This is a genomic window from Novosphingobium kaempferiae (assembly GCF_021227995.1).
In the GTDB taxonomy this organism is placed as follows: domain Bacteria; phylum Pseudomonadota; class Alphaproteobacteria; order Sphingomonadales; family Sphingomonadaceae; genus Novosphingobium; species Novosphingobium kaempferiae.
On sequence record NZ_CP089301.1, the window covers coordinates 2,369,181 to 2,391,762 of the forward strand.

General features: G+C 64.9%; 15 protein-coding genes. 10 read left to right on the forward strand and 5 right to left on the reverse strand.

Annotation, left to right across the window (positions count from 1 at the left end):
* Positions 1-12: 12 nt before the first annotated feature.
* Complete coding sequence (gene hisD / locus LO787_RS10685; RefSeq protein WP_232495815.1) at positions 13-1,344, reverse strand: histidinol dehydrogenase; 1,332 nt, start codon at positions 1,342-1,344, stop codon at positions 13-15.
* Positions 1,345-1,553: 209 nt separating this feature from the next.
* Here hisD and LO787_RS10690 point away from each other — a divergent pair, with 209 nt between their 5' ends.
* Together LO787_RS10690 and LO787_RS10695 are read left to right on the forward strand one after the other, a co-directional pair.
* Complete coding sequence (locus LO787_RS10690; protein WP_232495816.1) at positions 1,554-2,585, forward strand: LacI family DNA-binding transcriptional regulator; 1,032 nt, start codon at positions 1,554-1,556, stop codon at positions 2,583-2,585.
* Between the two features lie 104 nt (positions 2,586-2,689).
* Positions 2,690-3,820 carry a hypothetical protein gene (locus LO787_RS10695; protein WP_232495817.1) on the forward strand — a complete coding sequence of 377 codons (1,131 nt, stop codon included), beginning with the start codon at positions 2,690-2,692 and terminating at the stop codon, positions 3,818-3,820.
* Between the two features lie 265 nt (positions 3,821-4,085).
* On the opposite strand, the gene LO787_RS10700 is transcribed toward LO787_RS10695, so the two are convergent.
* A complete protein-coding gene (locus tag LO787_RS10700) occupies positions 4,086-5,063 on the reverse strand; it encodes a ParB/RepB/Spo0J family partition protein (RefSeq protein ID WP_232495818.1) in 978 nt (325 codons plus the stop codon).
* Positions 5,064-5,235: 172 nt separating this feature from the next.
* On the reverse strand, positions 5,236-6,450 hold the full coding sequence (locus LO787_RS10705) for an AAA family ATPase (RefSeq protein ID WP_232496294.1): 1,215 nt from the start codon (positions 6,448-6,450) through the stop codon (positions 5,236-5,238).
* Positions 6,451-7,015: 565 nt separating this feature from the next.
* Here LO787_RS10705 and LO787_RS10710 point away from each other — a divergent pair.
* Positions 7,016-8,311 carry a replication protein RepA gene (locus LO787_RS10710; protein WP_232495819.1) on the forward strand — a complete coding sequence of 432 codons (1,296 nt, stop codon included), beginning with the start codon at positions 7,016-7,018 and terminating at the stop codon, positions 8,309-8,311.
* A 44-nt stretch (positions 8,312-8,355) separates the two neighbouring features.
* Here LO787_RS10710 and LO787_RS10715 read toward each other — a convergent pair whose 3' ends face one another.
* Positions 8,356-9,510, reverse strand: a complete 1,155-nt coding sequence (locus LO787_RS10715; RefSeq protein ID WP_232495820.1) for a LysR family transcriptional regulator — start codon at positions 9,508-9,510, stop codon at positions 8,356-8,358.
* Between the two features lie 54 nt (positions 9,511-9,564).
* On the opposite strand from LO787_RS10715, the gene LO787_RS10720 reads away from it, so the two are divergent.
* The 4 genes from LO787_RS10720 to LO787_RS10735 all read left to right on the forward strand — a co-directional run bounded on the left by LO787_RS10720 (position 9,565) and on the right by LO787_RS10735 (position 18,419).
* Positions 9,565-12,765: an efflux RND transporter permease subunit gene (locus tag LO787_RS10720; protein WP_232495821.1), complete on the forward strand. Its 3,201-nt coding sequence runs from the start codon at positions 9,565-9,567 to the stop codon at positions 12,763-12,765.
* Positions 12,758-13,951 carry an efflux RND transporter periplasmic adaptor subunit gene (locus LO787_RS10725; protein WP_232495822.1) on the forward strand — a complete coding sequence of 398 codons (1,194 nt, stop codon included), beginning with the start codon at positions 12,758-12,760 and terminating at the stop codon, positions 13,949-13,951. The genes LO787_RS10720 and LO787_RS10725 overlap by 8 nt, the downstream gene beginning before the upstream one ends.
* Complete coding sequence (locus tag LO787_RS10730) at positions 13,944-15,377, forward strand: efflux transporter outer membrane subunit (RefSeq protein WP_232495823.1); 1,434 nt, start codon at positions 13,944-13,946, stop codon at positions 15,375-15,377. Before LO787_RS10725 ends, LO787_RS10730 begins: the two co-directional genes overlap by 8 nt.
* A 672-nt stretch (positions 15,378-16,049) precedes the next feature.
* Entirely contained in the window at positions 16,050-18,419 is a 2,370-nt protein-coding gene (locus tag LO787_RS10735) for a TonB-dependent receptor (RefSeq protein ID WP_232495824.1), read from the forward strand.
* Between the two features lie 118 nt (positions 18,420-18,537).
* Here the strand turns inward: LO787_RS10735 and LO787_RS10740 are convergent, their stop codons facing one another.
* Positions 18,538-19,536: a GSU2403 family nucleotidyltransferase fold protein gene (locus LO787_RS10740; RefSeq protein WP_232495825.1), complete on the reverse strand. Its 999-nt coding sequence runs from the start codon at positions 19,534-19,536 to the stop codon at positions 18,538-18,540.
* Between the two features lie 128 nt (positions 19,537-19,664).
* Between LO787_RS10740 and LO787_RS10745 the strand changes: the two genes are divergently transcribed.
* Genes LO787_RS10745 through fghA form a run of 3 tightly spaced genes read left to right on the forward strand, consistent with a single transcriptional unit; the run spans position 19,665 to position 22,022 of the window.
* The gene (locus LO787_RS10745; RefSeq protein ID WP_232495826.1) at positions 19,665-20,777 is read left to right on the forward strand and encodes an S-(hydroxymethyl)glutathione dehydrogenase/class III alcohol dehydrogenase; all 1,113 of its coding nucleotides are present in this window, start codon (positions 19,665-19,667) and stop codon (positions 20,775-20,777) included.
* A 19-nt stretch (positions 20,778-20,796) separates the two neighbouring features.
* Entirely contained in the window at positions 20,797-21,177 is a 381-nt protein-coding gene (locus LO787_RS10750) for a VOC family protein (RefSeq protein WP_232495827.1), read from the forward strand.
* 5 nt (positions 21,178-21,182) lie between these two features.
* Positions 21,183-22,022, forward strand: coding sequence for an S-formylglutathione hydrolase (gene fghA, locus LO787_RS10755; protein ID WP_232495828.1), 840 nt, complete (start codon positions 21,183-21,185; stop codon positions 22,020-22,022).
* The last annotated feature ends 560 nt before the right edge of the window (positions 22,023-22,582 follow it).

Consider the following 22,582-nt stretch of genomic DNA (forward strand, 5'->3'; position numbering starts at 1 on the left):
CCACCCCTGATATCAGGCGATCGTCAGCGGCGTGGGCTCCGCCTGCCCGGCGTAAGGCACCTCGCGGCCACCGAACCGACGCACGCGGATGTTTGCCTGTTCGCCATGCCCGGCAAAGCCCTCCAGCGCGCAGAGACGGCTGCAATACTCGCCGATCAGCGCCGAAGCCTCGTCGGTTAGGACGCGCTGGTAAGTGCAGGTCTTCAGGAACTTGCCCACCCAAAGGCCACCCGTGTAGCGCGCGGACTTCTTCGTCGGCAGCGTATGATTGGTGCCGATCACCTTGTCGCCGAAGCTGACATTGGTGCGCTTGCCAAGGAACAGCGCGCCATAGTTCGTCATGTGGCGCAGGAAGTAGTCGGGGTCGGCGGTCATGACCTGAACGTGCTCGGAAGCGATCTCGTCGGCGATCGCGACCATTTCGTCGTAACTGTCCGCCACGATTACCTCGCCAAAGGTATCCCATGCCTTGCGCGCATGGTCGGCAGTGGGGAGGATTTCCAGCAGGCGCTCGATCTCGGCCATCGTCTCGCGCGCGAACTTCTCCGAATTGGTGAGCAGGACGCCCGGGCTGTCGGGGCCGTGTTCGACCTGGCCGAGAATGTCGGTCGCAGCGATCTCCCGGTCGCAACCGATCTCGTCGGCGATGATGAGCGTCTCGGTCGGACCGGCGAACAGGTCGATGCCGACCCGGCCGTAGAGCTGCCGCTTGGCCTCCGCCACGAAGGCGTTGCCGGGGCCGACAAGGATGTCCACCGGGTCGATCGTCTCGGTGCCGAGCGCCATTGCCCCCACCGCCTGGATGCCGCCGAGCGCGTAGATCGCATCCGCACCCGCCAGCGCCTGTGCCGCCACGATCGCGCGTGCAGGCTTGCCCTGGAATGGCGGCGCGCAAGTGATGACGCGCTTCACACCAGCCACCTTGGCGGTGATGACGCTCATGTGCGCCGAAGCGAGCAGCGGATACTTGCCGCCGGGAACGTAGCAGCCTGCCGAATTGAGAGGGATGTTCCTGTGACCGAGCACCACGCCGGGCAGCGTTTCGACCTCGACATCCTTCATGCTCTCGCGCTGGATGATGGCGAAGTTGCGGACTTGCGTTTGCGCAAATTCGATGTCCTTGCGCTCTTGCCGGGACAGGCTTTCCACGCAAGCGTCGATCTCGGATTGGCTGAGGCGATAGTCCTCGCGATCCCAGCCGTCGAACCTGTTGCTCATGTCGCGCACAGCCGCATCGCCCCGCGCCTCGATATCGGCGAGCGCGGCTTCCACGATATCGCGCACCTTGCGGTCCGCATCGGCCTTGGCCTCCGCGCTTGCGCCACGCTTGAGATAGATCGCCATCGAACTTGCTCCTGCTTTCGACCGGTGTGTTCAGCACCCGGCCGATATATTTTGCATACATATGCATGTATGATGCGGAAGCATGCGACGCGACGGTGGGATAAGCTGATAATCGCCTGATGAGAATCCCCGCATGCATATGCACCAAACCGCCTCCGCTGCGTCCTGCAACGTTGACCGGAACGGCGAACTCCCGATAGGTGATGCCCATGGAACCGGACAAAGAGCCCGTCTCGGCCTTCGATGTGGCGCGTGAGGCCGGGGTCTCGCAATCGGCAGTCTCCCGGGCGTTCACCCCGGGCGCCAGCGTTGCTGTCGAGACGCGGGAACGGATTCTCACGACAGCCGAAAAGCTCGGCTATCGACCCAATCCGCTGGCGCGCGCGCTTCTTCGCGGACGTTCGAACATCGTCGGCGTGGGCGTCGGCGATCTTGCCAACCCGTTTTTCGTCCAGACATTGCAACTACTCGCCGATGCTCTCGATGCGGCAGGGCTGCGGCTTATGTTATTCCCCGCGCAAGGCGGCTCGCAGGCCGAACCTTCGGTCAGCGAAATCCTGCATTATCGCATCGACGCGCTGGTGCTGCTCTCGGTAAGCCCTTCCTCCGACCTCACCGAGCAATGCCGCCGTGCGCGGGTGCCTGTGATCCACTTCAACCGCACCACCCCCGCACGCGACGCGTCATGCGTGGTCGGCGACAACAGCACCGGCGCTCGGGCCATCGCCGCTCACCTGCTGGCGGGAGGCCACCTGTCGCTCGCCTTCATCGCCGGTACGGCGGACTCCTCCACCAATGCGGAGCGAGAGGCCGGTTTCTGCGGCTATCTCGCCGAGCACGGCGCCCCGCCGCCGATCCGGGAGTACGGCGAATACGCCTTCGAACAGAGCATGGCGGCCGCCCGCAGACTCCTGCTGCGCAAGGATCGACCCGACGCCATCTTCTGCGCGAACGACACCATGGCCATTGCCGCCATCACCGTCGCCCGTCACGAATTCGGTCTGGACGTCGGCCGCGAGGTTTCGATCGCCGGATACGACGATGTGCCCATGGCCGCATGGCCCGGCTTCGCCCTCACTACTTTTTCGCAACCCGCAACGCAGATGGTCGAGGCCACGGTTCGCCTGATCCTTGCACTGCGAGCGGTTTCAGATGGCCACGAACGGGTCGTGTGTCCCGGAGAACTGGTAGTCCGCAGCAGCACGCGACCGGTAGGGCGAGGCTCTTGTCCAAGGCGTTGAGAGCATCGACGGCACCCACTTTTCAGCGCATGCAACCTCCTGTATATCTTAATCAGATTAGATATACTTATGGTACAGAAAATGCTGATTTGTAGCGATTTTTCGTGAGCGATTCATGGCTTTCGGAGCCGCGCGGCATCCTTAAGTGCGAGGCTGACGCAATGTTCCGGCTCGGCCAATTGGACGGAGCCCTGCGCCATTGCACACCGGCAACACGCCGAATCTTCGCCGGGAAAGTACTCAGGAGCACTCTCGTTTCAGCCCTGCGGCAAGAGGGCCATGCCTTCACCGATCTGCGATTTCAAGCCTGGTTCGCAGGGCTCGCAACGCTGTCGGATACGCCTGCGCGCCACGCCCGGTCTCCCCGGGCCATGGGCGACGCGATACTCATGGAATTGACCCATAGTGCCTGGCAGGATCTTGCCGGCCTAGCCGCTCGGCTGATACGGGCATTCCTGGCACCGCGGGATCTCGATACCGACAATGCCCATGAAGCCGCGCTCGACGTCATCGCGCAAGCCCGCGTTCTCATAAGCGCCGGGCTCGCATCGCACTCCAGTTCCCCCCTCGCATCGCTCGAAAGACTCCATCACGATCTCGCGACGAGCGTGACCTTCGCCCGCGCGGAGCCTGTTCCAACGCAGTCATTGACGGGGCGTCGAAGTGGAAATGTCGAGCCCGCTGCATCGCCTCGATGGGCGGTTGAAATGCTGGCGGGAGAATGGTTGCACCGTCAAGGCGCCCTGCCCTTCCCGATCCCCCTGCCCGACCTGATCCGATTGAACAGCCTGTCGGGTACTGCATCCGAAGCAAGGCAGGCGCGAGCGGCTGCGCTGGAGAGCGTTGCTCGGCAATTCAGCACCGCGGTCGCCGATTGCGCACGATTGGCGGCATCGCCCGACAAGGCGCTCGAACTGCGCAGCACTTCGCGAGCACCGGCGCTGTTCGAACTGCTCGCGGGGTTCGGTGCAATGCGATCCACGCAACTCGAAACCGTGATCGGTGCATCGCGCCTCGGCGTGCGCGGCATGCTCGATACGCTCCTCTCCGCAGGGATGGTCGAGCGCACCAAAGTCGCCGGTGCCTACCTCTTCGACGCGGCGCATCCATCGAAGCTGGAAATCCCATCCCCGGAGGCGAGCAATGCGCCGGCGTTCTCCACCGCCGCGCTGGACGAGTACGATGCTTCTCTGGCCGACCTAGATCGACTGCTGGACAACAAACACGACCGATGAACTCCGAGCCGATTGCGAGATAGGAGCGCTCAAGATCGTATCCCTCGTCCCTCTGATACCGTGTTTTGCGGCTCAGCTGCAAAATTTCGAGCGCCAGAAACGCCCCTTAGAGAGCCAATCCAGGACCAGATGTCACTGAGGGTCACAAACCGCCCTCACGCGCTGTAAGAGGCCCCAAAGGCAAATTCAGCAACGCCGGGCCAATTCGCGGCCAACGAACCTCGAAAAAGAAGCCTTGCCTCGATTGGCGACGCAGACGGGCCGATCACTCCGTCAGCAACTTACGGATCGCCGCCAGCACTTCATCCACGCCCGCTCCGGACCTCGGCACCACCTTGAGGCTCAGTCCGCTGCGCGCGGAGCGGGTATATCGGAGCATCGGCTTCCCATTGGTCGCCGGCACTACCAGTTCACCACTGCCGCCTTTGGCCTTGACCACGGTCGCGCCGACCAGGCGCTTGGCGACCTCGGGCCCGCTCAGCCGGACGCCAAGGTCGTCCCGTTGCGCGCGGATGTCCTTCCCCTCGTCCAGCATGAGCGCCAGCGCGCGGGCATCACCCGACAGCGGCTTGAGGTCGCGCGCCACGCGCACCGTGATGTCGTGAGTGTCCGCGAACACTTCGATCAGTTCCGTCGGCAATCGCGCGACGTCGAGAAGTCGACTGAGCCACGACCGCGAGATCTTGAGATGCTCCGCCATCTCGCTCTGCGAGCCGTCGTAGAACTCGTCGAGCGCACGCAGATATTCGTTGGCGCGCTCCCAATCGGAAATGTCCTTGCGGGACCGGTTTTCGATGTCGGAAACGCGAAACGCTTCCTCGTCGGACACATGCTGGATGGTGACGAGGTATTCGTACTCTGGATGATGATGTGCACGCAGCCACTGCACCGTCCACCAGCGACGGACGCCCGCGATGATCTCGTAGTCGTGGTCGGGGTCGTTGTGCAGCTTGCGGACGATCGCCGGGATGCGCTGCTTCTTGGCCGAGAGGAATGCGTCGATCAGATCGCGACAGGTCTCCTCATCGAGATGGTCCAGGTCACGATTATGAAGCCGCCACGGGCGGCACCGCGCCGGGTCGACCCACTCGGTCCGGTCGGTGACGACCTTGCCGGAGGCCAGTCGCGCAAGGGTCTGGCTGCGGCTCGCCATGATGCTTTCGGACGGTGCGGACGCATCCAGTTCCGCATCGTCCAAGCCTTCCGTCAGGCTGCTTCCGAAGCCGCGATTACCCTTGCTCATACTCATATTTCCTTCTCAGTCGGGCGATTTCGGAGGACTGTTGCCACGTGGCAACCGCTCCCTATCCCGTCTTCCATGCGGATCGCGCGTTCTCGCAACTGCGCATCGATCTGAATTTCAACAAACTGATTATATTCAGTTTTTCACTTCGTTGCCACGTGGCAACAGCCGATCATGCGAAGTCCGCAGCACGACTTTCCCATGTCCGCAGCACATCCTGTTCGATGTCATGGCAGACATCGTTGAGGAACCGGACGCAGCGGTTATGCACCTCATGCGACGTCACAGGCTTGTCGAGTTCGTAGACCGTCTTCATGCGCGAACTGGCGTTGTCGATCTCGGCGCTAACCTTCAGGACCGAGCCGATCATCGAGCCGCCGAACACCTGACGCATCATCGACAGGATCTCACGGTGCATGGACTTGCTGTCATCTACGCGGCTCGCAACGAGGCGGATGAAATTGTAAGCAGGCTTCACCCTGCCCCCTAGCTGCTCAAGCTGCTTCATCGTGGTGCGCGCCATGTCGATGAAGGAGACGGTGGAGGCAAAGTCGATCACGCTCGGCGGCGCCGGAATCACCATCGCATTGGCTGCCTGGAGCACTGCCATCGACACCATGCCGAGCGCCGGCGGCGGATCCATCACGACGATGTCATAATCGTCCACGACCTCGTCGATGGCCTGGGCGATGATGTCGATGATGTCGAAGCTCTGGTTCTGGGCAAGGTAGCCGGCGATCTCGTACTCAAGGTTGTAGAGCTTGAGGTTGGCCGGAATCAGGTCGAGCCCGAAGAAGTGCGTCTTGCGGATGATCGAGCGAACCCCAAGCAGCTCGGGATTATGGAAGTGCCCATAGAGAGTGTCGTCTTCCCCCAGATCGACGTCGGGACGATAGCCGAACATCATCGTCGAACTGGCCTGGCTGTCGCAGTCGATGAACAGCACGCGATAGCCCTTGATCGCAAAGTGCTGCGCAAGATGCAGCGCCACGGTCGACTTGCCGACGCCGCCCTTGAAGTTCGACACCGAGAGAATCGCCGGCGTATCACCCGGCGCACGCCAGGGACGGGTGCCGAAGACCGCGCGCATGTGGTCGAGCTCTTCAAGCGTATATTGCACCCGGTGGCCCGACGCCGTCCGATCCCGCTCCGGCAGACGGCCATCGCGTTCCGCCTCGCGGATCGCCGAGGCCGTGCGCCCGACCAGCGAGGCCGCCTTGGAGATGGCGAACGACGGACCGACCTTATGACCAGTTTCCGGATCGAGCGCGCCATCCCGAATACGCTTCAGAATGGTGAGAGCCTTGCGATGAAGCAGGCCGAGGCTGTCTTCGAGCAGTTCATCGCCGGTGACGTCTGCGGAGGATTCGCGAGGATGAGTGGCCATATCTACCGTCTTGTGGGTTTGAGGCCCCGTACTACTCTCGTTGGAAGTTTCGAGCAACGATCGGTCCACCAATGTTGCAATCGGGCCGATGATCTCCGAGCCGTTTTGCCGTTCCCGGAGCAGCGGATGCCATACGCTCGGCAACTCGACCGATGATCTCGGTGCCCTTTGCCGCAACTTTCGCGAATCGGCTGCGAATCGACGCTCGGTTCGAGGCCTATTTTGGAGCGTCATCCGGTGTGTGGATGGCCACCGATGATCTCGGTGCAGGCCGATGATGTCCGTGCGTTCCCCCGATGATCTCGGAGCGGTAGCCACCGATGATCTCGGAGCGCAAACCTATTACAAGAATCCCTAATCAAAATCCGATTCGCGAATCGGCTATTTTTCGAAGGAAGAGACTGAAATTGCGCCAAGACTGAGCTCAAGGCACCGAGATCATCGGTGTGATTGTAGGTTTCAACCGCTGAAACCTGCCAAAACTGCCAACGAACTTGCCAAGCGCTGCGAAACCTGTTGTCTAAACAGGGTGCAAACGCCCTGAGTCGGGGCAAGTCAGGGCGAAATGAACGGGGACAATACCAAGCCGATCGGACACCAGTACGCTCTCGCCATGTTGGATGGCGGGGAAGAACAGGTTCGTTCGCTAGCCCGTGCAGCCGGGACTCAGATCACGATGGATGCGTTTCTGCGCGTCCAGGATGAGGAGCCGGTACCGGCATTCCTCCATTCGGCGCTGTGTGCCATGTCTCTGCCGACAAAGCGGCCCAAGGACGAGACTCAGCCGATCCTCCGGGAAGATGGCAAGTATGCGCTGGCCATCAACCCGCGGCCTGTGTTGCAGAACATCGACGGCAAGCCGGTGTTCAAGAGTCTCGGCGTGCCATACGGAGCCTATCCGCGCGTCGCGCTGATCTATCTTCTGTCGCAGGCGGTGACGAAGCGGTCGCGCGACGTCTATCTTGGCCGTAACTTCACTGAATGGATGCGCAGACTCGGCTATCAGACCGTGTCCTACGGGCCGCGTGGCACTGCCAACCGGATGCGCGAGCAGGTCGACAGGCTGCTGGCCTGCGAATGGCAGATCCGCTGGGACGGTACCGAGGCAGGCGACAACGCTTTTGCCGTGCGCGACGTGAAGATTTCCAACGAATATGCCGGTTCGCTCGAAAAGAACGGGGCCTTTGCGCGTGAAATCCGCATGTCGGAAGGCTTCTACGCACATCTCATCGACCATGCCGTGCCGCTCAACGAAGTCGCCATCCGTGAGTTGAAGGGCACGCCGACCGCGCTCGATCTCTATACTTATCTTGCTTATCGTCTGCCGCGCATCGCAAGCGACAAGGGGCAGACGATCTCGTGGGACCAGCTTGCCCGGCACCTTGGCAACGAGGCCGATAACAAGCGGTTCCGGCAGACGGTGCGCGAGACGATGCAACTCGTCTCGGCGGTCTATCCGAACGCCAACGTCGATCTTTCGGGGCGCAAGGTCGTGCTGCACCCGTCGCCTGCGCCGCTGGAACGCAAGCTCGTCGGCGCACATTTGCGACTGCTTGGCGCGCCGGTCCCGGAAAAGGCACCGAGATCATCGGTCCCGACAAAGACTGCAAAGGCGATCGATGCAGAGGTTCCGCTGCTTGCATTCCCAAGCGGGAGCATGAGCTTCGGCGACCGTGAGGCGGCGTTCCGCAAGATCGGTCTGGACAAGGGGCATCCCTGGTCGGTGGACCAGATGGCCGATGCCTTCCGTGCCGGTTTCCCCGGCATTGCCAGAAAGCGCAGCGAAACCGAATGGCTGCGCGTCTGGGATGCCTTCGTGGTCAGCTACGCCCGACGCAGGAGCAATGCCGAGGGCGAGTGACCGATGATGTCCGAGCCGTTTGCCTCGTACCGAGGCAGGGGGGCTCATTGTTCGCGCCGTTCAGCCCGTGTCTCGATCAGCTTGCGGAAGTTGCGCGTGGCGGGTGACGCATCGCGCAAGTGGAACATCATAAGCTGACTGGAAAACGGCATTTCGATATGCCGGAATACCAGCGTGTCCACGTTGAACCGCGCCAGCGAGCGCGACAGGATGGTGATGCCGAGGCCCGCTGCGGTCAGGCCAACGAGAGTGCCGAAACTGCCGGCCTCCAGAGCCACCGTGGGGGTGAAGCCAAGCTTGCCGCAGTGGTCAGCGAGGATTTCGTTGAACCCTGCGCCGTTCATCGACCCGAACAGAATCAATTGCTCGCCTTCGATATCTGCGAGCGTCAGCATGCGATCATAGTCTGCCAAGGGATGATCGCGGCGCATCGCCAGCATCATGCCTTCGCATTGCAGGGGCAGGGCGGCCATCTGGGGCGGCAGCAGCAATGGCGAGAACGCGCGAAGGATGCCGATGTCGATGGTGCCGCGCTCGACCCCGGTGATCTGCTCTTCACGCGGGAGTTCGTTGAGTTCGACGTTCACTTCGGGAAAGTCGGCCCGGAAACGCGCAAGAGCATCCACCACGTAAGGCGTGAAGGGCACCGACGGCGAGAAGCCGAGGCTCAGTCGCCCCACTTCGCCGCTATGAGCGAGACGGGCGATGCGTGCCGCCCGATCAGCCTGTGCCAGCGTCTCGCGCGCCTGCGGCAAAAAGTGCAGCCCGGCTTCCGTCAACCGCACGCTGCGACTGGTACGCTCGAAGAGCCGCACTTCCAGTTCGTCCTCAAGCGCCCTGATCTGCTGGCTGAGCGGCGGTTGGGAGATACCGAGGCGCTGCGCCGCATTGCCGAAATGCAGTTCCTCGGCGACGCAGACGAAATAGCGAAGGTGTCTCAGTTCCAACGAACCATCTCCGATTGAGACGTTAGCGATATCAATCAAGCGCCTATATATATTGGACAGAAAAGATCCAAGCGCGCATCGGCGAAATGCTGAGGGGTTCCCCTCTAGGTGCGGCCGGCCATACCCGATCCTGCTCGACAAGGCGGGGGACTGGTCCGCATTCCTGTTTCCGGCCTGCAAGGCCTGACTTCGTGACGCGCCGGGCGCGGCGGGGCAGGGGCTTGCGGACGGACCTTTGTAGAGGATGACCATGAAAGGCCCGTCAGGCGCGGATCGACCGCGTCCTTGCGGCGCATGGAGAAGTCGATGATCGGTATCGTCAAAGTCGCCCTGACCCGCCCGCTGACGTTCATCGTCATGGCCATCCTGATCGCGGTCGGCGGTCTCATCGCCGCGCTGCGGACGCCGGTCGACATCTTTCCCGAGATCAAGGTGCCGGTTATCGCCGTCGCCTGGCAGTACGCGGGCCTCCCCCCCCAGGATGTGACCGACCGCATGGTCACTCCCTACGAACGCGTGCTGACGACGACGGTCAACGACATCGAGCATATCGAGAGCCAGTCCTATCAGGGCATCGGCATCGTCAAGATCTACTTCCAGCCGGGCGTCGATATCCGCACCGCGACGGCGCAGGTCACCTCGATCTCGCAGACGATCCTGCGCCAGCTGCCGCCCGGCGCGACGCCGCCGCTCATCATCAACTATTCGGCCTCCACGGTGCCGATCCTGCAGCTTGCGCTGTCGGGCAAGGGCCTGTCGGAGCAGCAGCTCTTCGATATCGGCCAGAACCAGATCCGCCCGCGACTGGTCGTCGTTCCCGGGCTTGCCATGCCGTTCCCTTCGGGCGGCAAGCAGCGGCAGGTGCAGATCGACCTCGATCCCCAGGCGCTGCAGGCGAGGGGCCTCTCGGCGCAGGACGTGGGCACCGCCATCGCGCTGCAGAACCAGATCAATCCCGCCGGTTTCGTGAAGATCGGGCCGACGCAGTACAGCGTCCGTCTCAACAACTCGCCCAGTTCGATCGAGGCGCTGAACGACATTCCGGTGAAGGTGGTCAACGGTGCCACCATCTACATGCGCGACGTCGCCTTCGTGCGTGACGGCAGCGCGCCGCAGCAGAACGTGGTGCATGTCGACGGCAGCCGGTCCGCGCTCCTGACCGTCCTCAAGAACGGCGCCGCCTCGACGCTGGCGATCGTCAACGGCGTCAAGGAGAACCTTCCCGGCATCCAGCAGACGCTGCCCAATACGCTGAAGGTGCTGACGGTCGGCGACCAGTCGCTCTTCGTGAAGGCAGCGGTCAGCGGCGTCATCCACGAAGGTGCGATCGCGGCGGCGCTGACCTCCCTGATGATCCTGCTGTTCCTGGGGTCCTGGCGCTCCACCGTCATCATCGCGCTGTCGATCCCGCTGGCGGTGCTGGCCGCGATCATGGCGCTGGCGATGTTCGGGCAGACCCTAAACGTCATGACGCTGGGCGGTCTCGCGCTCGCGGTCGGCATCCTTGTCGACGACGCGACGGTGACGATCGAGAACATCAACTGGCATCTGGAACAGGGCAAGGGTGTGGTCGAATCCATCCTCGACGGCGCGGCCCAGATCGTAACCCCGGCCTTCGTCTCGCTGCTGTGCATCTGCATCGTGTTCGTGCCAATGTTCTTCCTGCCGGGCGTAGCGGGCTACCTTTTCGTGCCGATGGCGCTGTCGGTGGTCTTCGCCATGATCGCCTCGTTCATCCTGTCGCGCACGCTGGTGCCGACGATGGCGATGTTCCTTCTGAAGCCCCACCAGCCCGCTGGAGAGAACCATCACAACGCCGGTGAGCCGGGTTCGACCAACGTCTTCGTGCGCTTCCAGCGCGGGTTCGAGGCGCGGTTCGAGAAGGTGCGCGCCGTCTACATCAGCATGCTTCAGCGCGCCTTGCGCGCACGCAAGGGCTTCATGATCGGCTTCCTCGCGGTCGTAGTCGTCTCGTTCGGGCTGATGCCGTTCCTCGGCAGCAACTTCTTCCCGAGCGTCGATTCCGGCCAGATCGCCATGCACGTCCGCCTGCCGTCCGGCACCCGCATCGAGACCTCGGCCGCGCGGTTCGAGGAGATCACGCAGGAAGTGCGCAAGATGATCCCCGCCGAACAACTCGGCACGATCACCGACAACATCGGCCTGCCGGTCAGCGCGATCAACACGATCTATTCCAACAGCGGCACCATCGGCCCGCAGGACGGCGACGTGCTCATCACCCTCAAGGAAGGACATGAGCCGACCGAGCGCTTCGTTGACGCGCTGCGCGCCGATCTGCCGCGTCGCTTCCCCGGCGTGACCTTTGCGTTCCTCCCGGCCGACATCACCAGCCAGATCCTGAACTTCGGTTCGCCCTCACCGATCGACGTGCAGATCGCGAGCAAGGATCCGGCAGGCGCGCGCGAATATGCGCACAAGCTGATGGAGAAGCTGTCGCGCATTCCCGGCATCGCCGATCTGCGTCTGCAGCAACCCGCCCGCGCGCCGCAGCTTCAGGTCGACGTCGACCGTTCGCGCATCGGCCAGTACGGCCTCAGTGAGCGTGACGTGACGACGAGCCTCGCCAACTCGCTGGCGGGCACGTCGCAGACCGCGCCGGTGTTCTTCGTGAACCCGGAGAACGGCGTCTCCTACCCGGTCGTCGCGCAGGCCCCCGAGTATCAGGTCGGCTCTATCAACGCGCTGTCGGATATCCCGATCTCGGGCGCTGCCGGCATTCCCACGCAGCCGCTGGGCGCGCTTGGCGAACTGACCCGGTCGAGCACGACGCCGGTTGTCTCACACTACAACATCCAGCCGGTCATCGACATCTATGCGACGACGCAGGGGCGCGACCTCGGCAGCGTTGCAGGCGCGGTGCAGGATGCGATCAAGTCGCTGGAGAAGGAGCAGCCCAAGGGCGCGACTGTCACCATCCGCGGTCAGTACCAGACCATGAACACCGCGTTCTCCGGCCTCGGCTTCGGCCTGCTGGGTGCGATCTTCCTGATCTACCTGCTGATCGTGGTGAACTTCCAGAGCTGGGTCGATCCCTTCGTCATCATCACCGCGCTGCCTGCCGCACTGGCCGGCATCGTCTGGATGCTCTTCGCGACGGGGACCACGCTTTCGGTGCCAGCTCTGACCGGTGCGATCATGTGTATGGGCGTCGCCACCGCCAACTCGATCCTTGTCGTCAGCTTCGCGCGCGAGAAGCTCGCCGAGCTGGGTGACGCCACTGAGGCGGCGGTCGAGGCGGGCCTCGTACGCTTCCGCCCGGTGCTGATGACCGCGCTCGCCATGATTATCGGCATGGCGCCGATGGCCTTCGGGCTGGGCGAGGGCGGCGAGCAGAACGCGCCGCTCGGTCGTGCCGTGATCGGCGGCCTGATCTGTGCCACTATTGCAACCCTGTTCTTCGTCCCCACCGTGTTCAGCTTCGTCCACCGCCGCCGCCATGGCGACGAGCCGACCCGTTCGATGGAAATGCAGCCCAGCCATGCTTGATCCCCACACCACCCAGACCGCTGCCGAAGACACCGGGCCGGATTCCGGCACGCTGAAGAAGGTCGGCATCGGCGCGGCCGTCATTGCGCTTGCCGTCGTGGCCTTCGGCGTCGCGACCCGTATCAGCGCGACCAACGATCTGGAGACCGTTGCCGAGCAGGCCTCGATGCCGACGGTCAGCGTCGTGTCTCCCACCGCCGCACAGGGCGGCGACGGGCTGGTGCTGCCTGGCAACGTGCAGGCCTACAACAGCGCGGCGATCAACGCGCGGACCAACGGCTACGTGCGTCGCTGGCTGGCCGACATCGGCGACCGGGTGCAGGCGGGGCAGACGCTCGCCATCCTCGACGCGCCGGAGATCGACCAGCGGCTGGCGCAGGCCAAGGCGGACTACCAGACCGCGCTCGCCAACCAGCGCCTTGCGGCGACGACCTCGAAGCGCTGGAATGCGATGCTGGCGCAGGACGCCGTCTCGCAGCAGGAAGCGGACGAGAAGGCGGGCGACCTTGCGGCCAAAACGGCTCTGGCCAACGCCGCACTCGCCAGTGTGCGCGAGCTGAATGCGCTGCACGGGTTCACGCGCCTCTCGGCTCCGTTCAGCGGCGTCGTGACGAGCCGCTCGGCGCAGGTCGGTGCGCTGGTGGTGGCGGGCAACGCGGCGTCGCAGCCGTTGTTCACCGTCTCTGATGTCCACCGCATGCGCATCTACGTTCGCGTGCCGCAGGTTTATTCCTCGCAGATCCACGCCGGGATGAAGGCCAGCCTCAGCCTGCCTGAATTCGCGGGTAGGGAGTTCGAAGCGTCGCTGACGCGCAGCGCCAACTCGGTCGATGCGCAGTCGGGCGCGATGCTGGTGGAGCTTCAGGCGGACAACTCCGACGGTGCGCTCAAGCCCGGCGCCTTCGCGCATGTGCGCTTTGCCATCGAAGGCACTTCGGGCGGGCTGCGCCTGCCGGGCAGCACGATCCTGGCGGCGGAAGATGGTCCCAGCGTCGCGCTGGTCGGCAGCGATGGCAAGGTCACCCTGCGCCGCGTCACTATCGCGCGGGACGAAGGCAGGACGGTGCTCGTCTCGGTCGGCCTCAAGCCGGGCGACAAGGTCATCGACTCCCCGCCGGACTCCATCCGCACCGGCGACCGCGTGCGCGTGGCCGCGCCGGAGACGAAGGGCGGCAAGAATGGCTAAGGCTGCCGCCGGGCGTGCTCTCACCGGCGCGCTGGTCCTTGCGCTGGGCGCCTGCTCCATGGCGCCGGACTATCAGCCGCCGCAGACCGCCGCACCCGCCGCGTTCAAGGAAGTCGCCGGCTGGATCATGGCCGCGCCGCGCGACGGGGAGGGCAGGGGGCCGTGGTGGGATGCCTATGCCGATCCGACCCTGGCCGACCTCGAAGCGCGGGCGGCCAAGGCCAGCCCTACGCTGGCGGCGGCGCTGGCCCGCTACGATGCATCGCGCGCGGCGGCGCGGGTGGAGCGGTCCGATCTCCTGCCCGAGGCGGGCGTCAATGCACAGGCCTCTCGCGAACGGCGCTCGGCGAACCGGCCGCTGGCCGTGGGCGGGGCGCAGACGTTCGACGACTACATCGTCGGCGGATCGATCGATTACGAACTCGACCTCTGGGGCCGCATCCGCAATCGGGTGAAGGCGGCGCAGGCGGAATCGGACGCCAGTGCTTCCGACCTCGCATCCGCGCAGCTCAGTCTGCAGGCGGCGGTGGCCGATGCCTATTTCCGACTGCGCGGCCTCGATGCGCAGGCGCAGGTGCTGGACCGGTCGGTCGAGGCCTTCGCGCGGGCCTATGACCTGACGTCCAAGCGGCACGACGGCGGCGTCGCGTCGGGCATCGATGTCAACCGCGCGCGCACCGTGCTGGGCAATGCGCGGGCGCAGGTGGCGACGATCGCCAACCAGCGCGCCGCCACCGAGCACGAGATCGCCGCGCTGGTCGGCGAACTGGCGTCCGGCTTCTCGGTCGCGCCCGAGATCGAGGACTTCGCGCCGCCCGCGCCGCCTGCCGCCACTCCCTCCGACCTGCTCCAGCGCCGTCCGGACATCGCGGCGGCGGAGCGCCGGGTCTTCGCCGCGAATGCCCGCATCGGCGTGGCGAAGGCGGCGTTCTTCCCCTCGCTGACGCTCGGCGCGGCGGGGGGCTGGGAGACCACCGGCGGCAGCCTGCTGACCACCCCCAACACCTTCTGGTCGCTCGGCCCGGTGGCGAGCCTGCTGACGATCTTCGACGGCGGGCGCCGCAATGCGCAGGTGAAGATTTCCCGCGCGGAGTACGAGGAAGTCGCCGCCGACTATCGCGGCACGGTGCTGACCGCGTTCCGGCAGGTGGAGGACTCCATCGCCGCGATGCACCACCTGTCCTCTGCTGCGGTGGCGCAGAAGGAAGCCGCCGACGCCGCGCAGCGCACCAGCGACATCGCGATGTCGCGCTACCGCGACGGAGCGGCGGGGTATCTCGACGTGGTGACGGCGCAGACCGATGCGCTCGACGCCCGGCGTGCGTACATCTCGGTGCAGACGCAGCGGATGCAGGCGAGCGTCGCGTTCGTCCGGGCCATCGGTGGCGGCGCTTCGACACCCGTGCAGGCCATGGCAGGCAGCTGACGCCCGGACGGGGCTTGGTTGAACCAAACTGGCCCGAAAGTGTCCCGTCCGAACGCCGATTTCCGGCGGAACTGAGCGGTTGCGCGCCCATATGCGTGTGACCTTCCGCGCACGGGTGCGCAGGGTGGTCGACAAGGCTGAGGCGAAGGCGTCATGCGAGAGGTCTATCAGTCGACCGGCGTGTAGGAAAATCGCGCTGCGTCGGAAGGCGGGCGGACAGCGAATCGGACGCAGTTCTGTCCAATGTGCGCATATCGGCTCGCCGAACTTACGTTGAGAGATTGGTAAGGCCAGTCGCCAAGTAATACCCCGGCGGTCGCCCGACCGGGATCAGTAGAGCCCCGATTTTATCCTCCAGACGGCCCAAAAGCGCACCCCCACCCGCGCTTTTTCAAGGAAAACAGCCGCAATCGGGGACAAATCGCCCCCGCGAACCCCGTGGCGTCCTTCATCGCCCGGAAGATGTTGGCGGCGGCTGCTTCATTCCCGCAGCCTCGGTCCGTATGGTCCGCGTGCCGATTGTGAGTGCATCTGCGCATCGCGATTGGCCGGACCGATAGTTCGAAGACGTCACGATCGCTGCACGGCTGCGGGGTAATCCGGGGCGCTGGAGCGGACGAAAAGACGCCCGGTCCGACAAGAACGGTAAGACCAACGATTGGGGATGATGTGATGAGGCTGTTTTCGTCCGTACTTCTGTGTTCCGCCAGCCTGGCCGCGTTTTCGACGCCCGCCCTCGCTCAGGACGCGGAGACTTCCGCCGACGAAGCGGTTCCCGGCAACGTCATCATCGTCCAGGCCCGTCGCCGCGACGAGGCGGTGCAGGACGTGCCCGCCGTGATCGACACGGTGACTGCGGACGACCTCGCCAAGCTCAACCTGCGTGACTTCAAGGAAGTCTCGACGCTGGTTCCCGGCCTCCAGCTCACCACCGAGACCAACGGCGTCGGCGGTGGCGGTCGCCTGCGCGGCGTCAACTTCGACGTTTCCGCGAGCGGCAGCAACCCCACGGTCGAATTCTACTTCAACGACGCGCCGATCACCGCGGGCGTGCTGCTCCAGCAGCTCTACGACATCGGCCAGATCGAAGTGCAGCGCGGCCCGCAGGGGACGCTGCGCGGGCGCGCCGCGCCTTCGGGCTCGATCACCATCGGCGCGAAGAAGCCCGATCTCTATGCCGTCGGCGGCTTCGTCGACATGACTGCGAATGACATCGGCACGCTCAACTTCAAGGGCGGCTTCAACCTGCCGGTGATCGAGGGCATCGCCGCGATCCGCGTCGCAGGCGTGTGGGACGAGAACGAAGCCGACCGCGTGCGCCCGATCGCCGACCTGCGCGATCCGTTCTCCCGCACCAAGAGCGGGCGCATCTCCGCGCTGATCCAGCCGACCGACTGGCTGAAGCTGGAGGGCATGTACCAGAAGATGGACCGCAAGGCGTTCGTCTACGATCAGGTCGCCTCGTTCAGCGAAGCGAACCCGGACGCCGTCACCGGCCCGCTCTACATTGACAGTTCGGACCGCCGCTCAATCATGAAGGCGCCGCGCCCGATCCATCAGGTCTACGACATCTTCAACTGGCGCGCCGAGGCATCGGGCTTCGGGCAGGTGCTTATCTACCAGGGGCAGCATCACAAGCAGAAAATCACCGGCATCGAGGTGATGGACGAGGCGAGCTACTTCCCCACCGCGATCACGCAGGACACCTATTCTCACCCGTCCGCGACCTCGCATGAAGTGCGCCTGCAGAACGACGCGCGCATCGCCGACATCTTCGACTACGTCGTCGGCTTCTTCGACTACAAGACCGACAACCCGACCGTGCTGACCCGCCCGACCGTGCTCGGCTTCCCGACCAGCGCCACCACCGGCGGCGTGTTCGGCATCGTCAACACTGCGATCGAGCGCACCGGCACCAGCCACGAACAGTCGTTCTTCGGCAACCTCACCGCGCATCTGGGCGAGGGCACCGAGATTTCGGGCGGCGTGCGCCGCATTTCCTACAATTCGCAGAACGGCCTTTACGTGAACGGCGCCCTGACCGACACGCAGGGGCAGGACGCGAAGAAGTGGATCTATTCCGCGTCGGTGAAGCACAACTTCTCGCCAGACTTCATGGTCTATGCCTCGACCGGCAGTTCATGGCGCCCGGGCATCAACGTCGTCGGCGATTTCAGCCAGCGCCAGTCGGAGCTTGAGCAGAGCTTCATCAACCTGCCGGCGGAAACGTCGAAGTCCTACGAGCTGGGCTTCAAGAGCACGCTGATGGGCGGGAAGATGCGCCTCAACGCCACCGCGTACCACCAGAAGTTCAAGAACTATCCGTACCGCACCGGCGGGCGTGGCGTCTATTACGTCGACTACACCAATCTCGCGAACCCGGTGGTGACGCAGTTCAACTTCGTCGGCGCGGTGCCGGTCGAGGTGAACGGCATCGAGGGCGACATCGCGTTCGACGTGATGCCGGGCTTCAACATCGGCCTCGTCGCCAGCTATTCGCTGGGCAAGATCAAGAGCGGCGTCGTGCCCTGCAACGACCTGAACGGCGACGGCGTGCCGGACCGGATCACCTCCGCACCCTCGCTCGCGCAGTTGCAGGCGGCGGTCGGCAGCGACAACCTCTCGGCGTGCCAGGTCAACCAGCGCTCGGGCTTCCAGGCGCCGTTCAGCGCGACGCTCACCAGCGAATACAGCTTCGCGGTCAGCGACCACATGGACGCCTATCTGCGCGGGCTGTTCAACTTCTTCGGCAATTCGCGGGTCGATCCGGTGAACGTCTATGACGACGTCGGCTCCTACGGCCTCGTCAACCTGTTCACCGGCATCCGCGACGCCAAGGGCGCCTGGGAAGTCTCGCTGTTCGCCAAGAACCTGCTCGACACCACGAAGACGCTGACCCGTTCGGACCCGCTGTTCACCTCGTACCGCAACGTGGCGGCGGGCGGCGCGGCGGTGACCTATACCAGCACCTACACCGGCGTGACGACGACCGCCCCGCGCGAGTTCGGCATCAACGTGCGCTACGCCTTCGGCGGGCGCTGATCCTCTCGATCGTCATTGCGAGCGGAGCGAAGCAATCCAGAGCCGCAGGCTGCGGTGGATTGCTTCCCCCGGCATTCGCCGGGGTCGCAATGACGAGGCTTGAGACGGATTCCAGAACCTACCAGTCGAGGGCAGGGGGCGCGGCCGAAAGGTCTCGCCATTCCTCGAAATGGGGGCGCAGTTCGTCGGGGAGCTGCGCCTCGAACGCATCGCCCAGCGGGTAATGCGGCATCGCCTCCGTCACCGCGTCGAGCAGGGCGAGGCCCTGCTTGCGGTCCTTCGGGCGCTTGAGCGGATTGCGCTTGGCCTGCGCCGCCATCCACAGCTTGTGCAACGCGAACCAGCGCGGATCGGGCGCGACGATGCGGGCGGGGGAACCGTCGCGGCAGCCGATGACGTGGTCCACCGGGGTGCCCAGCAGCAGCCATTCCTGTTCGGGCAGCGGCACCGGGCGCGGCTGGTCGCGCCCGCCCAGCGTATCCGCGCGGGACGGGGCGACGAGCAGTTCCACCTCGTAGGCGCGGGCGTTGCGGGCCTGGAAATCGCGCTCGACATTGATAGTGAAGGTCGGATCGACGGCTTTCAGCATGTCCCAGACCCGGCGTTCCTCGTCCCGCTCCTCGGCGATCCAGGCGAGGTCGAAGTCCTCGGTCTCGTCGGGCAGGTCGATGCGGCCGTTGGCCTCGGCCATGTAGGCGGCGATGGCGTTGGTGCCGACCACCAGCAGGTGCGAGCCGAGCAGCGCGCGCCGGTCGCACTCGCGCAGGATCGGCCCGGCGTCGGACGAGAGCAGCGGCAGGCGCAGCGCCCGGTACAGCGCGGCGCTTTCGGCAAGGGCAGGGCGCAGGCCCCTGATCCGCTCCTTCAGCGCCTCCTTGTCGGCGCGGTAGGCCTCCAGCTGCGCTTCGCGTTCCGGCGTCATCGGGCCGAGGCTGCGGCCGTTGCCGCCCCGGTCGAAGATGCGGTAGAGGTATTCGTGCCCGCTCACCGTCTTGCGCCGAAGGTCGTAGGGCAGGGCGGCGAGGGCGCGCTCGGCGTCGGCCCAGACCTCGTAGCGCTGGCGCAGGTTGACCAGCAGGCGGGACTGTTCGTCGCTGAACGGGCGGACCATGGGCATGGGGCGTTATCCCACAAATTCTGTAAATCGACAATATGTGGGATAACGGGTGAAATCCGGCCATCCGCCGTCTTCCCCTGCGCGCCGCCACCCTCTAAAGACTGCGGCGAATACAGGAGACAGACCCGATGAAGACCCGCGCCGCCGTAGCCTTCGAAGCGAAGAAGCCGCTCGAAATCGTGGAAGTCGACCTCGAAGGCCCCAAGGCGGGCGAAGTCCTGGTCGAAATCATGGCGACCGGCATCTGCCACACCGACGCCTACACGCTCGACGGGCTGGACAGCGAAGGGCTGTTCCCCTCGATCCTCGGCCACGAAGGCGCCGGCATCGTGCGCGAAGTCGGCCCGGGCGTCACCAGCGTGAAGGCGGGCGACCACGTCATCCCGCTCTACACCCCCGAATGCCGCCAGTGTAAGTCGTGCCTGTCGGGCAAGACCAACCTCTGCACCGCGATCCGCGCCACGCAGGGGCAGGGCCTGATGCCCGACGGCACCAGCCGGTTCAGCTATAAGGGCCAGCAGATCTTCCACTACATGGGCTGCTCGACCTTCTCGAACTTCACCGTCCTGCCCGAGATCGCGGTCGCCAAGATCCGCGAGGACGCGCCGTTCCAGTCGTCGTGCTACATCGGCTGCGGCGTCACCACCGGCGTCGGCGCGGTCATCAACACCGCCAAGGTGCAGGTGGGCGACAACGTCGTCATCTTCGGCCTCGGCGGCATCGGCCTCAACGTCATCCAGGGCGCGCGCCTTGCCGGGGCGAACAGGATCATCGGCGTCGACATCAACCCCGACCGCGAGGAGTGGGGCCGCAAGTTCGGCATGACCGACTTCCTCAACACCAAGGGCATGAGCCGCGAGGACATCGTCGCGAAGATCGTGCTGATGACCGACGGCGGCGCGGACTACACCTTCGACGCCACCGGCAACACCGAAGTCATGCGCACCGCGCTCGAAGCGTGCCATCGCGGCTGGGGCACCTCGATCATCATCGGCGTGGCCGAAGCGGGCAAGACCATCGAGACCCGCCCGTTCCAGCTCGTGACGGGGCGCAACTGGCGCGGCACCGCGTTCGGCGGGGCCAAGGGCCGCACCGACGTGCCCAAGATCGTCGACATGTACATGACCGGCAAGATCGAGATCGACCCGATGATCACCCACGTCATGGGGCTGGAGGAGATCAACACCGCCTTCGACCTGATGCACGAAGGCAAGTCGATCCGTTCGGTCGTCGTATTCTAAGAAGAGGGGGAGAGTTCTCATGTTCACGCACATCATGGTCGGCACCAACGACGTCGCCGCTTCCAAGGCTTTCTATGACGCCGTGCTCGGCGCGCTCGGCCATGCCGAGGGCGGCGTGATCGGTGAAGGTCGCGGCGTCGGCTATCGTACCGAAGGCGGCTTCTTCGCCGCCGTGACCCCGCGCGACGGCAACGCCGCGTGCTTCGCCAACGGCGGCACCATCGGCTTCGCCGCTCCCGGTTCGGCGGCGGTCGACGCGGCCTATGCGGCGGGCCTCGCCAACGGCGGCAGCTGTGAAGGCGCGCCCGGCCCGCGCGAGATGTTCCCCGGCGCCTATGGCGCGTACCTGCGCGATCCCACCGGCAACAAGCTGTGCCTGTGGCAGGCGCCGCAGGGCTGACCGGCATGAGTCTGGAGACGGTCTCGACCAACCGCAGCCACGGCGGCACGCAGGGCGTCTACCGCCACGACAGCGCGGAGACGGGCACGCCGATGACGTTCTCCGTCTTCGTGCCGGACCATGCACCGGGCGCGAAGCTGCCCGTGCTGTGGTATCTTTCCGGGCTCACCTGCACCCACGCCAACGTCACCGAGAAGGGTGAATTCCGCGCAGCATGCGCGCAGCATGGCGTGATCTTCGTCGCCCCCGACACCAGCCCGCGCGGCGACGACGTGCCGGACGACGACGCCTACGACTTCGGCAAGGGCGCGGGCTTCTACGTCGACGCCACCCAGGAACCGTGGGCCAGGAACTTCCGCATGCGCTCCTATATAGAGAGCGAGCTGCCCGCGCTGCTGGCGCAGCATTTCCCGGTCGACATGGCTCGCCAGTCGATCACCGGGCACTCGATGGGCGGTCACGGCGCGCTGACGGTGGCGCTGCGCAATCCCGGCCGCTTCCGCTCGGTCAGCGCGTTCTCGCCGATCGTCTCGCCGCTGAACTGCCCGTGGGGCGACAAGGCGCTGACCGGCTATATCGGCGGGGATCGCGGCGCATGGCGCGAGTACGATGCCTGCGCCCTGATCGAGGACGGCGCGCGCGTGCCCGACCTGCTGGTCGATCAGGGCACGGCGGACGGCTTCCTCGAAGACCAACTCAAGACCACGCTCCTCGTCGAAGCCTGCGAGAAGGCAGGCCAGCCTGCAACGATCCGCATGCAGGACGGCTACGACCATTTGTACTATTTCATCTCCACCTTCATGCCCGAGCACGTCGCCTGGCATGCCGAGCGGTTGAAGGACTGACAGGCGGACGGGCCCGCCCTTCGTCATTGCGAGCGTAGCGAAGCAATCCAGCCTCACGGGCCGACCATGGATTGCTTCGCTACGCTCGCAATGACGAGGGAATGTTCGCGACTTGCCGCAAGGGCTTCGACAAGCTCAGCCTGAGCGGTGTTGAGAGGTTGTTATTCCTACTCCGCTCACCCTGAGCTTGTCGAAGGGTCGCAGCTAAGCCTGCCGCAACCCCGTCGGCATGCGCGCCGCCAGCAAAACCACCGCCGCCCCGGCCCTTATTGCAGCCGATGCGGCCAAGTCGGTTGCAGCGCTTCGCCCGGCTCCGGGATCGGGCAATACGCCGCGAAATCGCCAAAACCGGCGTGATTGAGCGCCTCCACGCCCCCTTTGCGCGCCTTCGGACGGCCCTTTCCCCGATTCCGACCCCGCTTTCCGCGCGCACTCCGACCGATGAAGTCGGAGCGGTTCCGGTTCGGCGTGATCGCTTTCCCGCCCTGCGTAGTCTGATCCGCAGGGAGGCATCCGGCCTCCCGGACGGCAGGGGAGCAGGCTGGGCAGCCGAGCGTGAT

Excerpts from the sequence above, each read along its gene's own strand:
- hisD (WP_232495815.1), bottom strand. The coding sequence starts at position 1,344 with ATGGCGATCTATCTCAAGCGTGGCGCAAGCGCGGAGGCCAAGGCCGAT.
- LO787_RS10690 (WP_232495816.1), top strand. The coding sequence starts at position 1,554 with ATGGAACCGGACAAAGAGCCCGTCTCGGCCTTCGATGTGGCGCGTGAG.
- LO787_RS10700 (WP_232495818.1), bottom strand. The coding sequence starts at position 5,063 with ATGAGCAAGGGTAATCGCGGCTTCGGAAGCAGCCTGACGGAAGGCTTG.
- LO787_RS10705 (WP_232496294.1), bottom strand. The coding sequence starts at position 6,450 with ATGGCCACTCATCCTCGCGAATCCTCCGCAGACGTCACCGGCGATGAA.
- LO787_RS10710 (WP_232495819.1), top strand. The coding sequence starts at position 7,016 with ATGAACGGGGACAATACCAAGCCGATCGGACACCAGTACGCTCTCGCC.
- LO787_RS10715 (WP_232495820.1), bottom strand. The coding sequence starts at position 9,510 with ATGGTCATCCTCTACAAAGGTCCGTCCGCAAGCCCCTGCCCCGCCGCG.
- LO787_RS10720 (WP_232495821.1), top strand. The coding sequence starts at position 9,565 with ATGATCGGTATCGTCAAAGTCGCCCTGACCCGCCCGCTGACGTTCATC.
- LO787_RS10725 (WP_232495822.1), top strand. The coding sequence starts at position 12,758 with ATGCTTGATCCCCACACCACCCAGACCGCTGCCGAAGACACCGGGCCG.
- LO787_RS10730 (WP_232495823.1), top strand. The coding sequence starts at position 13,944 with ATGGCTAAGGCTGCCGCCGGGCGTGCTCTCACCGGCGCGCTGGTCCTT.
- LO787_RS10735 (WP_232495824.1), top strand. The coding sequence starts at position 16,050 with ATGAGGCTGTTTTCGTCCGTACTTCTGTGTTCCGCCAGCCTGGCCGCG.
- LO787_RS10740 (WP_232495825.1), bottom strand. The coding sequence starts at position 19,536 with ATGCCCATGGTCCGCCCGTTCAGCGACGAACAGTCCCGCCTGCTGGTC.
- LO787_RS10745 (WP_232495826.1), top strand. The coding sequence starts at position 19,665 with ATGAAGACCCGCGCCGCCGTAGCCTTCGAAGCGAAGAAGCCGCTCGAA.
- LO787_RS10750 (WP_232495827.1), top strand. The coding sequence starts at position 20,797 with ATGTTCACGCACATCATGGTCGGCACCAACGACGTCGCCGCTTCCAAG.
- fghA (WP_232495828.1), top strand. The coding sequence starts at position 21,183 with ATGAGTCTGGAGACGGTCTCGACCAACCGCAGCCACGGCGGCACGCAG.